Raw genomic sequence first — 13,236 nt, 5'->3', positions numbered from 1 at the left:
GGGATGATCGTGTCCGCCATCGGGAGTTAATAGAAGAGGTCTTTGATGAGCACAGAATTAAGATGAATGAATGCTGGAAGCGGCCGATCTGGAGTTGCTGGACGCCATCGCGTCCACCGGCAGTCTCGCTGCGGTGGCACACCGAACGGCGGTGACGCCCGCGGCGGTCACCCAGCGCCTGGCCCGGCTGGAGGCGAAAGTCGGTGCGCCGCTGGTCGATCGCGGTCCGCGTGGTGCGCGGCTGACCGATCTGGGTCGGTTGATCGCCGAGCAGGCCGCCGAGGTGTCGGCTCTGGTCAGCCGGGCCCAAGCGCGCGCGGAGACCTACTTGGGCCAACGGTCCCGGCGGTTGCGCGTCGGTGCCTTGGCTTCGGCGGTGCGACCGCTGGTCGCGGACGCCCTAGCCAACGTGCGGCTGCGGCACCCCGTGGTGGAGCCGTCAGTGGTCGAAATCGGTTCGCAGGAGGCCATTCTCGGGGTTCGCCGGGACGAATTCGACGTGGCGATCGTGGCGGAGTACGCCGAGCCGCTGGCCGCTGACTCGGTCCAGTTGCACCGGTTGATGCGCGATCGGCTGATGGTCGCCGTACCCGATGACCACCGCCTCGCACGTGGCGACGCGCCGATCAGTTTGGGCGGTCTCGCGGGCGAAGATTGGGTCAGCGGGGCACCCGGGCGTCGGCACCGCACGCAGTTGGACGAGTTGGCGAAGGTGGCCGGCTTCGTGCCGCGGGTCGCGTATCAGAGCGAGTCCTACGAAGTGGCCCTGTCGCTGGTCGCCGCCGGGATGGGGGTGGCGTTGATTCCCCGTACGGCGTGCCATCCGACCCGTGGCGTGCACGTGCGTCGGGTGCGTGGTGCGCCCTCGCGGACACTGTTCGCAGTCACGGCGCCGTCGGCCGCCCAGGCACCGATGGTGGCGCCGATGTTGGCGGCCTTGAAAGACCTCGCCCGCGCCTGACCGATCAGGCCTCGGGAATCTCCCGGCCGAACGACTCCACGGTGATCTCCTCCGGCTCGGGGCCACCCCGCTGGTCGGTGTCCAACGCGTCGATCTGCGCCAGTTGTGCTGCAGTGAGCTCGAAGTCGAAGATGTCGATGTTCTCGGCCATGCGCTGCGGGTTCGTCGACTTGGGGATGACCTGTCGGCCCTCCTGCACGTGCCAGCGCAGCATCACCTGAGCCGGGGACTTGCCGTGCTCCTGCGCGATCTGCGCGATCGTTGGATCCGCCAGCGTCGAGCGGTGGCCGCTGTCCCGGTAGAAGGTGATGCCGCCGATGGGCGACCACGCCTGGGTCAGCACGCTGTTGCGGAAGTTCGCGGCCTGCGCCTGAGGTTGCTGGAAGTAGGGGTGCACCTCGATCTGGTTCACCGCCGGCGCGACCTGGGTGGCCGAGGTCAAACGGTCAAGATGCAGGGGCATGAAGTTGCTGACGCCGATAGCCCGGACCTTGCCCTTACCCAACAGCACCTGGAGCGCTTCGTAGGAGGCGACGGTCAGATTGAACTCGCTGGGGAGGGCCTGGTGCAGGATCAACAGATCGATCTGCTCGACGCCGAGCTTGGCGGCGCTCTTTTCGAAAGCGTGGATGGTCGCGTCGTAGCCGAAGTCATTGATCCAGACCTTGGTCTCGATGAAGATCTCGTCACGCGGCACACCGGAATCCGCGATGGCCTGGCCGACCTCGCGTTCATTGCCGTACGCCGCCGCCGTGTCGATGTGGCGGTAACCGGCGCCCAGCGCTTCACGCACCGCCTGCCGGGTCTGGTCCGGCGGCGTCTGGAACACGCCGAATCCCACTGCGGGGATGGTGACGCCGTTGTTCAACTCCAGGTCAGGCACGCTCATGCGGATCTCCTTGCTGCGGTTCAGGACGTCGACAGGGCCGCGCCCATCGCTTGGATCAGGGCTTGCAAACCCTTGAATGGCCTAGTCATCACAGTGAACTCGGTGATCTCGTCGTCGTCGTTCCATGTGATGATGTCCACCCCGTCAACGTCCAACCCGTCAACGGTGGCGTTGAAGCGCAGCACCGCCGATCGCTCGTCATACCACTCGTGGCGGTAGGTCAACGTCGGGCCGAGCACCTTCGCGGCCGCCCACAGGTAGGCGTAGGTCAGCTCCGCACCTTCCTGGGGGGTGTGCACCGCGGGCGAGCGGAACACCGCATCGTCGGCGAGCAACGCGCGCAGTGCGGCGGGGGTGGGATCCGTGACGAACGCGTGCCAGTCGCTGACGGCAGCCGGTGTGGTCATGCCGTTCAGGCTAGTTGCGCGCTCGGCCAGGAGCCATCACGTACCACTCGGCGTACGACGCGTACCGCCTCGGTCGCCACAGCCTCCACGTGCGGTGGGATCCGACCGGCGCGTTGCAGACCCAGCACCATGGAGCGCTTGATCGACGGCTCGACCAGGGGCGCCGCGCTCAACTGCCCATCGCCCAACTCGGTGGCGATGCCGGCAGCAGGAAGCACAGTCCACCCGTAGCCGGCTGTGACCAACTGCTTTTGCACGTGCATCGAGTTGGTCTGCATTGTCACGTGCGGAGTCGCACCCGACTGCGCGATCGCTTGGTCGATCAGGATCCGCAGGCCGTGCCCCGCGACCGGGAGCACCAGATCTTCCTGCCACACCCGCGACCACGGGATCGGCCGGTCGGCGCTCAGGCCGGCCGACGCCGGTGCCACCGCCCACAGTGGTTCGCTCACCAGGGGTGACACCGAGATCGACGGCGTCGAGGCCAGGTTGTACAACAGCGACAGGTCCACATCGCCGGCATCCAGCCACTGCTGCAGATGTCCGGAGTACGCCGACAGGATGCGCAGTTCGATGTCCGGGTAGTGCGACCGCACCGCGTCCGCCAGGGGCTGCGCCAAGAGGTCGAGAGTGCTCTCCAGGATGCCGATCGTGACGATGCCACGGACCGAGGTCGGGCTGGGCCGCAGTTCGGCGCGGGCCCGGTCCAATTCCTGCAGCGCCCGCCGGGCTCGCTCGACGAGAACTTCGCCCTCGGCGGTGAGCGTCATACCCTGGCGGCTTCGCTCGAACAGGGTGACGCCGAATTCCTCCTCGAGAGAACGGATTTGGCGAGTGACCGCTGGCTGCACGATGTGCAGGACCTGCGCGGCCTTGGTGACACTGCCAACCTCGCTGACCGTCACCAAAGCGGTGAGTTGCTTGAGATCCATAGAGACCCTTATGTGATCGGGCTATCCATCTATCACCAGGAAGTATTACATGGAGTGCTAGATCACAGCCCATGATGTGTGGCCCGGCTCACAATCCCGCCCCGGAAGGAGCACCTCATGAGCGTGCAGACCCCTACTATCGCCCCGCGCCGGCACGGCGTGGCTGCGAACGTCATCCGTGGTTGTCTCGGCAACACGATCGAGTGGTTCGACTGGTTCGTCTACGCCACGTTCAGCCTCTACTTCGCCGCCAGCTTCTTCCCGGGTGAAAGCCCCACTGCCCAATTGCTGGCCAGTTCCGCGGTCTTCGCCGTCGGCTTCCTGATGCGCCCCCTGGGCGGCTGGCTCCTTGGGGCGTACGCCGATTGGAAGGGCCGGCGCGCAGCGCTCACCTTGTCGGTGCTGCTGATGAGCGGTGGCTCCCTGGCGATCGCGCTGATCCCCAGCTACGCGAGCATCGGCCTGGCGGCACCCATCCTGCTGCTCGTCGTACGTCTGGTCCAGGGTCTGTCGGTCGGCGGTGAGTTCGGCTCCAGCGCAACGTATCTGAGCGAGATCGCCACTCCGAAGCGGCGCGGCTTCTTCTCCAGCTTCCAATACGTCTCGATCGTCCTTGGCCAGCTGCTCGCGCTGATCGTGATGATCGTGATGCAGCAGATCTTCTCCGACTCGACCATCACCGCGTGGGCCTGGCGGATCCCCTTCGTCATCGGCGCGATCCTCGGCCTGGTGGTGCTCTACCTGCGGCGCACGATGGACGAGACCGACCACTTCAAGGCCGACCAGGCCCAGAAGGAAGCGCACAAGGCGGCGACCTTCCGCGAGGGCGAGCAGATCGAGAAGCGTGGCCTGAAGTCGCTGCTGACCGAGTACCCCAAGCAGATGGCGGCGGTCTTCGCCCTGGCCATCGGTGGAACGGTCGCGTTCTACACCTTCACGACCTACTTCACGAAGTACATGGTCAACTCCGCCGGTCTGCCCAAGAGCATGGCATCGGTCATCAGCTTCATCGCGCTGCTGATCTTCATGGTCCTGCAGCCGCTGACCGGCATGCTGTCCGACCGCTTCGGCCGTAAGCCCGTCATGCTGTTCTTCGCCCTGGGCATCATGATCAGCACCGTTCCGATCTTCACCATCGTGGGCCACACCCACAGCGGACTGGTCGCCTTCGCCGGGATGATGATCGGCCTGGTGTTCCTGTCGGGCTACACCGCACTGGCGGCAATCGTGAAGGCCGAGCTGTTCCCGACCAAGATCCGGGCCATCGGCGTCGGTGTCCCGCACGCCTTGGTGGCGGCCGTCTTCGGTGGGACGACCGAAACCGTCGCGCTGTCCCTGAAGAACGCCGGGCACGAGTCGGCCTTCTTCTACTGGGTGATCGGCTGCGTCGCCCTCACTCTGGTCGCGATCCTGCTGATCCCGGAGACCTCGCGGAACTCCACGCTGGAGGCCCAGGACCCTACGGTCAGCCCCGCTGATGGGGGCATCACAGATCAGCATTCGACGGTGGCCACCATCACAAAGCACGATGGAACGGAAGAGAAGGAGACTGTCCATGTCTGAGCTGACCGCCTACGAACTGAACGCCGAAGAGTCCGCCATCGTCAAGCTGGTCCGTGACTGGGTCGATGCCGAGGTCAAACCCGTGGTGCAGGAGTTGGAGCACGCCAACACCTACCCCGAGGACCTCATCGAGCAGATGAAGCAGCTGGGCATCTACGGTCTGGCGATCCCCGAGCCATGGAACGACGCCGGCGTCTCCGTACCCTGCTACGCAGCGGTGAACGAGGAACTGGCCCGCGGCTGGATGAGCCTGGCCGGAGCGATGGGCGGGCACAGCGTCGTGGCCAAGCTACTGGTCAACTACGGCACGCAGGAGCAGCAGGACCGCTACCTGCCGAAGATGGCCACCGGCGAGATCCGCGCCACGATGGCACTGACCGAGCCCGGCGGCGGCTCCGACCTGCAGGCCATGCGCACGACCGCTCGCAAGGACGGCGACGACTACGTGATCAACGGGGGCAAGACCTGGATCACCAACGCTCGGCGCTCGCAGCTGATCGCGCTGCTGTGCCGCACCGACCCCGAGGCCCAGCCCGCGCACAAGGGGATCAGCATTCTGCTGATCGAGCACGGCCCGGGTTTTGAGGTCTCCCGCGATCTGCCCAAGTTGGGTTACAAGGGCGTCGAGAGCTGCGAGCTGAGCTTCAGCGACTTCCGGACCCCCCAGACCAGTCTGCTGGGCGGCACTGAGGGACAGGGCTTTTCGCAGATGATGCGCGGTCTGGAGATCGGCCGCATCCAGGTAGCGTCGCGTGCGCTGGGCGTCGGTCAGGCCGCGCTGGAGGATGCGGTGCGTTATACGCAGGAGCGGGCGAGCTTCGGCAAGCAGATCTGGCAGCACCAGTCCGTGGGGAATCTGTTGGCGGACATGGCCACCCAGCTGATGGCCGCTCGTCAGCTGGTGCAGTACGCCGCGCGGCGCTACGAGACCGGGCAGCGGGCGGACATGGAGGCCGGCATGGCCAAACTGTTCGCCTCCGAGACCGCGATGAAGGTCGCCCTCGATGCGATCCGGGTGCACGGCGGCTACGGGTACTCCACCGAGTTCGACGTCGAACGCTACTTCCGTGACGCCCCGTTGATGATCGTCGGCGAAGGCACCAACGAGATCCAGCGCGGCGTGATCGCCCGTCAGTTGGTCAAACGCAACCCGGTAGCGCGCTGAACGGCGCTGTGGCATGCAGACTGACCTGATGGAACCTCGCACCGGCCGCGCCGTCCCGGTTGACGCCTCGTCGTCCTGGCTGTTCGTACCCGGCGACCGTCCCGAGCGCTTCGCCAAGGCGCACGCGGCCGGCGCGCACCAGGTCATCCTCGATCTGGAGGACGCGGTGTCCGTCGCGACGAAGCCGGTCGCTCGGCAGGCCGTGACCAACTGGGTCGGCGACGGGCGGGACGCCTGGGTGCGGGTCAACGCACCGGGCAGCGCGGCGTATGCCGAGGACGTGGCGGCCGTCAAAGGTTCCGGTGCGCTGGGGGTCATGGTGCCCAAGGCCACCGCCGATGGTGTGCGTACGGCGCGCCAAGACCTGGGCGGCGACCTGCCCCTGATCGCCCTGGTCGAGTCAGCGGTCGGGCTGCAGGAGGCCGACCGGATCGCACGGTCCGACGGTGTCGTGGCCCTGGCCTTCGGGTCGATCGACTTCGCGGTCGATGTCGACGCTGAGGAGACCTGGGAAACAATGCTGTTCGCCCGCAGTGCGCTGGTTCTGGCGGCCCGGGCCGCGGGACTCACCGGTCCGATCGACGGAGTCAGCACCGCGGTGAGTGACCCCGAACAAGCCGGTCGCGACGCAGCGGCCGCCCGAGCGCTCGGCTTCGGCGGGAAGCTGTGCATCCACCCTTCGCAGGTCGTGCCGGTCAACCTGGGCTTCGCTCCCTCGGCGGAGCAGTTGGACTGGGCGCTGCGCATCGCGCACGCGATCGGTGGGGTCGAACGTCTCGACGAGGACGACCTGTCCACCGCGCTGCAGGTGGACGGTCAGATGGTCGATCGACCGGTCGTGCTGCGAGCTCGCCGGATCCTGCAACGGCACGCCATCAACGATCTGTAGGAGGACCGACATGCTTCCCCTTGACGGCATCACGGTGGTGTCCCTCGAACAGGCGGTCGCCGCCCCGTTCGCCACGCGACAACTGGCCGACCTCGGCGCGCGGGTCATCAAGGTCGAACGTCCCGACGTCGGCGATTTCGCCCGAGAATACGACCGCACGGTGCACGGTGACTCCAGCTACTTCGTGTGGCTCAACCGCGGCAAGGAGTCCATCGAGCTGGACATCAAAGACACCGCTGACCGGGCGGTCCTTGACGCGATGATCGCCCAGGCGGACGTCGTCGTGCAGAACCTCATCCCGGGCGCCGTCGAACGGCTCGGCCTGGATGCGGCCACGCTGCGCGCCGCTCGCCCCGAACTGGTCTACTGCTCCATCTCCGGCTACGGACCCGACGGCCCGTTTCGGTCCAAGAAGGCCTACGACCTACTGGTGCAGTGCGAAGCCGGACTGCTGGCCACCACCGGATCGCCCGACGAGCCGGCCAAGGTCGGGGTATCGGTGGCCGATATCGCCACCGGGATGTACGCCTACTCGGGGGTCCTCTCGGCGCTGCTGCGCCGCTTCCGCAGCGGTGAGGGGGCCACCGTGGAGGTCGCGATGCTCGACGCGCTGGGTGAGTGGATGATGCAGCCGACCTACTACGCGGTGTACGGCGATCGGCCGACCGTCCGCACCGGCGCCAAGCACGCCTCGATTGCGCCGTACGGTCCCTATCGCGCCGGTGACGGCAACACGGTCTTCCTCAGCGTGCAGAACGATCGGGAGTGGGAAGGGCTGTGTCGCAGGGTGATTGGCGACACGGCACTGATCGACGACCCGCGTTTCGTGCACAACACCGAGCGGGTCGAGCACGATGCCGAGGTCACTGTCCTGTTGGAGAAGGCGTTCGCGGCCTACGACGCGGACGACCTGGTCGATCGGCTGGACGAGGTCGGGATTGCGTGCGCCCGGATGCGCACTCCCGCCCAGTTCCACGAGCACCCCCAGTTGCAGGCCCGCGACCGTTGGCGCAGTGTCATGACCCCGGGTGGGCAGGCGATCGATGCACTGCTGCCGCCGGTGGTGCTGTCCGACGCGGCTCCCGCGATGGGTGACGTCCCGTCGTTGGGCTCGCACAACGAGTCACTACGCGCCGAATTCGCCCGAATGGCAAGGGTGCTCGCATGACGTCGGAGGTCATCGAACGCTCCGAGATCCTGAATCCCGGGCCGGCCGAGGCGCTCGCCGGACTGATCGGCGTGGCCGCACCCGGTGACGCACTGCCGATGATGTGGCACTGGGTCTATCTGCTGGACCGCCCGGCACAGGTCGATCTCGGCCCGGACGGCCATCCGTTGCGTGGCGTCCTACCCGCCCCACCGGAGCCGGGCCGGCGGCGAATGTGGGCGGGTGGTCAGGTGCGCACCCTGGCCCCGTTGCGGCTCGGACAGGTGGCCACGCGGCGTACGCACATCATCGACACGGTCGAAAAGCACGGTCGCAGTGGACGATTGACGTTCGTCAGCGTCCGCCACCAGATCACCCAAGGTGACACGCTGTGCGTCGACGAGCGGCAGGATGTCGTCTACCGGGACATGGTCGCCGCTGAGCCGATCGCGCAGATCGGCGACGACCAACCCGCCGGGCCAGGGGAGTGGTCGCTGGAGATCACCCCGACCCTGTTGTTCCGCTTCTCGGCGCTGACGTACAACGGGCACCGGATCCACTACGACCGTGAGTACGCCACAGTGGTCGAGGGCTACCCCGGACTGTTGACCCACGGTCCGCTGCAGGCGCTGATGATGGCCGAGAGCGCTCGCCGGGACGGGATCGACACCACCGTAGGGACGACATGCGACTATCGGCTGGTCTCGCCGCTCTTCGACTTCCAGGGTCTGGTCGTCGGCCCGGGGGACGCAGCAGGGACTCGTGACGCAGCAGGGACTCGTCAGGTGCGCGACCGCGCGGGACGGACGACAGCCGTAGCCAGCTTCGGCCCATTGGCCGGCAGCAGCAAGTAGGGGGAACTCCCCACATTTTCAGCTGTGAGTTCCCTGGGTGGTTCTGTTTGTATCGAGAACGTATCCGATCAGCAGATTCGTCCGAAGGGGACACCATGCGCAGCCCGATCCACCGTCCACTGATTGCCGTCGGAGCCGCCTGCGCGGTGCTCGGCCTGGCCGCCTGCGGCAGCAGCGTCAGTGTGTCCTCCCCGAGCGGTGGGACGACGACCACGTCCTCCAGCAGCGCCGCTCCCACCACCTCGGACTCGCCGACCACGTCGGCGGCTGCGGAGGCACCGAGCACGTCCGCCGCCGGCGGCGGTGCGACCGAAGGTACGCCGGGCACCGTCACCCCGCCCGGGACCAAGCTGAAGGTGGGTCAGGCGGCCGTCATCCACACCAACCGCGGCGACGACCCGAAGGACCCGAAGTACTACGAGACGACTATCGAGCTGAGCGTCGCGAAGATCGAAAAGGGTTCGGAGGCGGACCTTTCCAAGCTGGAGAACGCCGCCAAGTTCAAGGGGCAGACGCCGTACTACATCACCGTCAACGCCAAGCTGCTGTCCACCAAGGGTGCCTCCAACCTGGGTGTGAGCGTGCCCAGTGTCGACGGCACGCTGAAGGACGGCACCGAGGCGCAGAGCCTGATCGTCTTCGGGCAGTTGGGCCCGTGCGACAGCAAGAGCTTCAAGGCCACCGGTAGCGGGGACAACCTGACCATCCCGGTCGGCGCGACCGCCGTCGGCTGCACGATCGTCCTGGCTCCCACGGGTGATGCGGTCACCGGGGCAACCTACGACGACAGCCGCTGGAACTACGAGGACTACTCGGACAACAAGTACCGCGACGACCCGATCGTCTGGTCGAACTGACCCGGTCCTACAGACCGGCCAAGGTGCGCGGCGTCCCGACTCCGGTCGGGGCGTCGTACCCCTTCTTGGCGGTGCACAGGTAGTCACCGCCGCAGTACCCGTTGCTTCCGGACCTGATGTCGTGGAACCACGACCGGTGCCGGTAGATCCGGCCCGCCGTCGTGCCGTAGGACTTCGAATGGCCGGCGCGCGCGATCATCCCCGCGACCAACGGGGCGGACAGACTGGTCCCTCCGACCAGCAGCCAATCCGTGGGAGTGCCGAACGTGTCGTAGACCGCGAAGTTGCTGTACGGATCGGCCACCGCTGAAAGGTCGGTGCTGGTGCGCATCGGGCAGTGCGTCAGCCGCCGCGACTGATAAGCCGGTTTGGCGAACCACGCGGAACAACCGCTACCGCTGCCGTCCCACGCGGATTCGCTCCAACCGCGGGCGGTGCGCAGGTTGCGGGTCAACGACGTGCCGCCGACGGAGATCACGGTCGTCGAGCTCGCCGGGAATCCGGCCGGTTGGAAGCCGTCGTCGCCGGAGGAGGCAACGATGGGCACTCCCGGGTGCCGGTAGTAGCGGGCCGCGATGCCGGGCACCGCGGTGTATTCGGGGCCGCCATAGCTGTTGGAGACGACGGCCGCGTTCAGGCGGACCGCGGTGTTGACCCCGGCAGCCAGTGACATGGTGTCGTTGTCATCGGCCTCCACGACCAGGATTTTGCAGGCCGGACAGGCAGCGGAGACGGCGTCCACGTCCAAGGCCGCTTCCAACCCCCAGTCAGGGTCGGCTTGGGGCAGCGGGCTGGTTGCGCCACGCTGGTTGACGATCCGCAGGCAACCGTTGCGGACGGTGCACGCCCTGAGCCCGGAGACTTTGCGGTAGACCGCCAGGTCCTTCTCCAGGTTCGGGTTGCTGAAGGCGCCCACGATCGCCACCGTGACCCCGACCGCTCCGCCGCGCAGCCCGTACGCCGAAGCGATCTGGGACGGGCCGAGGGTCTGGATGACCTGGGGAAGGTAGGCCCTGCGTCCGGAGGTGGAGGTGCGGTACTGCGCCAAGCAGCGGACCTTCCCGGCAGGGACGGGCGCACACGCAGCGTGCGGGACCCCGCTGGCCGGCAAGGGGGACGGGCCAGCGGTCGCGGGCCCGGCGCCCAGCACGCCGAGGCTGGCCAGGGCCAGACACAGCAGCGGGACCAGCAACCGGCGCACGGTGCGGTTCATCTCAGGCTCCCTTCACGACGTACGCCGCGTCCGTGGTTTGCGTGATCGCGTCGCCGCCCGCGGTGTGGCCGCTCACCCGAATGGTCACCGACTTGCCCACGGCGGACGGGGAATTCGTGAGTGCGGCGAGGAACCGATTGCCGCCGAGGGCGGTCACGGGCACATCGGTGAACGTGCGCCCACGGTCCAGGCTGATCTGCAGGGTCGCGGTCACCGCCGCCTTTCCGATGATGGGTGCGATCGAGAAGGTGAAGGGGTGGGCGCCCACGCTCATCGTGCTGTCCAGGGCGGTCGGCAGCGGCACGGACGTCGTCAGTTCGCTCGGGACGCGGCAGATGGTCGGTTCGCCCCACGGGTCGTCGCCGCAGTCCCACGTCGCCGGGGCGACCGCATCCTTGGCAGAGGTGTGGAACGTCAGGTCGGTGACCGAGTGGGTGGAGCGGGTGAAGCCGGCGATCCCCAACCAGGTCTCGAGCCGCGCCCGGACGGTCGTTGCGGTCGTCGGCACCGTGAGCGTCAGCCCGGAACCGTTGGTCTCACTGTCGATGAGCTTTCCGTTCTTCCACACCTGGAACTTGGCGACCGTCGTACTGTCATCACCCAGTCCGATAGCGCCGAAGTGACCCGGTACGGAGTCGGTGAACGGCACGATTCCGACAAACAATTGGTCATCGGACCGGCAGGAGTAGCAGACGAACCCCGAACCGCCTTGTGCCGCCGGTAGGCCCGGGGCCAGCGGCCCGCGCAGGTAGTCGACCGGGTAGGTCTGTCCGGCCAGCCTCGTGCGGGGCACGTCCTGCACATCGGCTTGGGCTTTGGCCGTCGGGTCCATCGAGGGCAGGTAGTCGTCCTGCCACAGGGTTCCCTTGGGCGACACCAGATAGTCGGTGCCATGGCCGCCCGGTGGGGTTGCCCACCCGAACGACGACGTGGGTGCGTCGCCGGTGGGCAGAGCCTCGTGGCTGATCCCGTCAACCACGCCGGGTGCGCTGCGGTAGTAGCTCATGGCGAGGGTGGCGACATCGCTGACGACGTGCCGCTGGGACGGCGCGATGGCGCCGGTCGCCTGGTACGTCGCGGTGTAGGAATAGGGCGATGCGGCAGTGCTCTGGTCGTTGCCGAACAGGAAACTGGTGCTCAGGGTCTGCGTACCCGTAGGCGGCGCGGCGCTGGGGGAGACATACAGATCGTGTCGCCCGAACTCCAGGACCCCGTTGTCGCTGAAGGACTCGCCGACCCAGCCGTCGCCTTCGAACGTCACCGTCTGCAGTACGTCGAGCGAGGTGAGCTCGTAGGCAGCGGCGGTTGGTCGCGGGGTGACCAGGGTGACCTTCGCCGTCGCGCGCCGGGCGTCGATGGTGAACTTCTGCAGGTTGCTCTCGGCCCGGATCAGCGGGAGCGTGACCACCGAGTCGGAGGCATCGTCGCTGATCACGGCGAACACGCTGTACCGGCCCTTCGGCAGGCTGGCCCGGGCCTGGCCGTTCATCACCAGTGCCTGGTTGGCGAACCTGCTCGGGTCATCGAGGTTGAGCAGGAAGAGTCCGGCGAACTGCGCCGGCCGCCCGCTGCGGTCCAGGACGGTGAACCGGGACGTGACCTGAGCGAACGCGGGTTTGACGACGTTTCGCGGTCCCGCGGTCACGCTGATGCGACTGGCTCCGAACAGGGTGCTGCTCGTTCGGTGGGCAGCGCGATCAGCCGCCGCCTGCCTGCGCAGCGCGGCACCGAACGCGGCGCTGCCCTTCCGGTCGAAGGTCCCCGTGATCTGGGTCGACGTGCGCGTGGTGACGTGCAGACCAGGAACCTTGACCGCCGACAGTTTCGGACCGGTGACGTGCACCGACACGGCGGAGGAGACCTTCGACACCTCGAACAGGGCCGGGTCCAAGGCGCCGCCGAGGTAGGGCAGGGCGGCGGTAGGGACCAGGAGCGACTGTTGGGGGCCACCCATCCGCACCATGCCGCCGCGCTCGCCCGCAGCCGGGATGACCGTGGTGACCGCGCGGCCCGACACCTGCCGCTGCACCACCGTTTCGCCGGTGATCAGCCGGACCACCCTGGGTGCAGGCGCCGCTGTTCGCGGGGCGTTCTGGTGCACACTGGTCGTCGAATTACGAGCGCTCGCAGCGGTATTCACGCTGAAGGCGGCAACGGCGAGGAGGGCCGCGGCGGACGCGGCCATCGCCTGTCGTGGTGTATTCACGTTTCGACCCCCGAGGTCGCTCGAACCTAACCGGCGCAATGTCGGCAGGCACACCATGACACACAGCTGCCGCATAGGCGCTGCGACGCACCAAACTCCCAGGACACTGGTGGCTAGCCGAACGAAACCTGAACGACTTGCGCCCCGGCCGAG

General features: G+C 67.3%; 12 protein-coding genes. 7 read left to right on the top strand and 5 right to left on the bottom strand.

The window, feature by feature from the left end:
• Nucleotides 1-70: 70 nt before the first annotated feature.
• Nucleotides 71-961, top strand: coding sequence for a LysR family transcriptional regulator (locus DR843_RS13310; protein WP_109686544.1), 891 nt, complete (start codon nucleotides 71-73; stop codon nucleotides 959-961).
• Nucleotides 962-965: 4 nt separating this feature from the next.
• Here the strand turns inward: DR843_RS13310 and DR843_RS13305 are convergent, their stop codons facing one another.
• Genes DR843_RS13305 through DR843_RS13295 form a run of 3 tightly spaced genes read right to left on the bottom strand, consistent with a single transcriptional unit; the run spans nucleotide 966 to nucleotide 3,189 of the window.
• Nucleotides 966-1,850, bottom strand: a complete 885-nt coding sequence (locus DR843_RS13305; RefSeq protein ID WP_109686542.1) for an aldo/keto reductase — start codon at nucleotides 1,848-1,850, stop codon at nucleotides 966-968.
• A gap of 20 nt (nucleotides 1,851-1,870) precedes the next feature.
• Entirely contained in the window at nucleotides 1,871-2,257 is a 387-nt protein-coding gene (locus DR843_RS13300; RefSeq protein ID WP_109686540.1) for a nuclear transport factor 2 family protein, read from the bottom strand.
• A 5-nt stretch (nucleotides 2,258-2,262) separates the two neighbouring features.
• Nucleotides 2,263-3,189: a LysR family transcriptional regulator gene (locus DR843_RS13295; RefSeq protein ID WP_109686538.1), complete on the bottom strand. Its 927-nt coding sequence runs from the start codon at nucleotides 3,187-3,189 to the stop codon at nucleotides 2,263-2,265.
• Between the two features lie 117 nt (nucleotides 3,190-3,306).
• On the opposite strand from DR843_RS13295, the gene DR843_RS13290 reads away from it, so the two are divergent.
• The 6 genes from DR843_RS13290 (at nucleotide 3,307) to DR843_RS13265 (ending at nucleotide 9,664) form a co-directional block, all read left to right on the top strand.
• Nucleotides 3,307-4,752, top strand: coding sequence for an MFS transporter (locus DR843_RS13290; RefSeq protein WP_109686536.1), 1,446 nt, complete (start codon nucleotides 3,307-3,309; stop codon nucleotides 4,750-4,752).
• Nucleotides 4,745-5,917, top strand: coding sequence for an acyl-CoA dehydrogenase family protein (locus DR843_RS13285; RefSeq protein WP_172461497.1), 1,173 nt, complete (start codon nucleotides 4,745-4,747; stop codon nucleotides 5,915-5,917). Before DR843_RS13290 ends, DR843_RS13285 begins: the two co-directional genes overlap by 8 nt.
• Before the next feature lie 28 nt (nucleotides 5,918-5,945).
• Entirely contained in the window at nucleotides 5,946-6,806 is an 861-nt protein-coding gene (locus DR843_RS13280) for an HpcH/HpaI aldolase/citrate lyase family protein (RefSeq protein ID WP_109688961.1), read from the top strand.
• 10 nt (nucleotides 6,807-6,816) lie between these two features.
• Entirely contained in the window at nucleotides 6,817-7,974 is a 1,158-nt protein-coding gene (locus tag DR843_RS13275; protein ID WP_109686534.1) for a CaiB/BaiF CoA transferase family protein, read from the top strand.
• Nucleotides 7,971-8,807, top strand: coding sequence for an HTD2 family dehydratase (locus DR843_RS13270; protein ID WP_109686532.1), 837 nt, complete (start codon nucleotides 7,971-7,973; stop codon nucleotides 8,805-8,807). The genes DR843_RS13275 and DR843_RS13270 overlap by 4 nt, the downstream gene beginning before the upstream one ends.
• A 95-nt stretch (nucleotides 8,808-8,902) precedes the next feature.
• On the top strand, nucleotides 8,903-9,664 hold the full coding sequence (locus tag DR843_RS13265) for a hypothetical protein (RefSeq protein ID WP_109686531.1): 762 nt from the start codon (nucleotides 8,903-8,905) through the stop codon (nucleotides 9,662-9,664).
• 7 nt (nucleotides 9,665-9,671) lie between these two features.
• On the opposite strand, the gene DR843_RS13260 is transcribed toward DR843_RS13265, so the two are convergent.
• The gene (locus DR843_RS13260) at nucleotides 9,672-10,877 is read right to left on the bottom strand and encodes a S53 family peptidase (RefSeq protein ID WP_109686529.1); all 1,206 of its coding nucleotides are present in this window, start codon (nucleotides 10,875-10,877) and stop codon (nucleotides 9,672-9,674) included.
• Nucleotide 10,878: 1 nt separating this feature from the next.
• Entirely contained in the window at nucleotides 10,879-13,083 is a 2,205-nt protein-coding gene (locus DR843_RS13255) for a hypothetical protein (RefSeq protein WP_146202584.1), read from the bottom strand.
• Nucleotides 13,084-13,236 lie beyond the last annotated feature (153 nt).

This window comes from Branchiibius hedensis (genome assembly GCF_900108585.1).
Taxonomy (GTDB): domain Bacteria; phylum Actinomycetota; class Actinomycetes; order Actinomycetales; family Dermatophilaceae; genus Branchiibius; species Branchiibius hedensis.
Note: the sequence above shows the minus strand (reverse complement) of the source record. Positions and strands in the feature narration are given on the sequence as shown.

Coding starts and splice junctions, on each gene's coding strand:
- DR843_RS13265 (WP_109686531.1), top strand. CDS start 8,903: ATGCGCAGCCCGATCCACCGTCCACTGATTGCCGTCGGAGCCGCCTGC.
- DR843_RS13310 (WP_109686544.1), top strand. CDS start 71: ATGCTGGAAGCGGCCGATCTGGAGTTGCTGGACGCCATCGCGTCCACC.
- DR843_RS13260 (WP_109686529.1), bottom strand. CDS start 10,877: ATGAACCGCACCGTGCGCCGGTTGCTGGTCCCGCTGCTGTGTCTGGCC.
- DR843_RS13285 (WP_172461497.1), top strand. CDS start 4,745: ATGTCTGAGCTGACCGCCTACGAACTGAACGCCGAAGAGTCCGCCATC.
- DR843_RS13295 (WP_109686538.1), bottom strand. CDS start 3,189: ATGGATCTCAAGCAACTCACCGCTTTGGTGACGGTCAGCGAGGTTGGC.
- DR843_RS13280 (WP_109688961.1), top strand. CDS start 5,946: ATGGAACCTCGCACCGGCCGCGCCGTCCCGGTTGACGCCTCGTCGTCC.
- DR843_RS13270 (WP_109686532.1), top strand. CDS start 7,971: ATGACGTCGGAGGTCATCGAACGCTCCGAGATCCTGAATCCCGGGCCG.
- DR843_RS13305 (WP_109686542.1), bottom strand. CDS start 1,850: ATGAGCGTGCCTGACCTGGAGTTGAACAACGGCGTCACCATCCCCGCA.
- DR843_RS13275 (WP_109686534.1), top strand. CDS start 6,817: ATGCTTCCCCTTGACGGCATCACGGTGGTGTCCCTCGAACAGGCGGTC.
- DR843_RS13290 (WP_109686536.1), top strand. CDS start 3,307: ATGAGCGTGCAGACCCCTACTATCGCCCCGCGCCGGCACGGCGTGGCT.
- DR843_RS13300 (WP_109686540.1), bottom strand. CDS start 2,257: ATGACCACACCGGCTGCCGTCAGCGACTGGCACGCGTTCGTCACGGAT.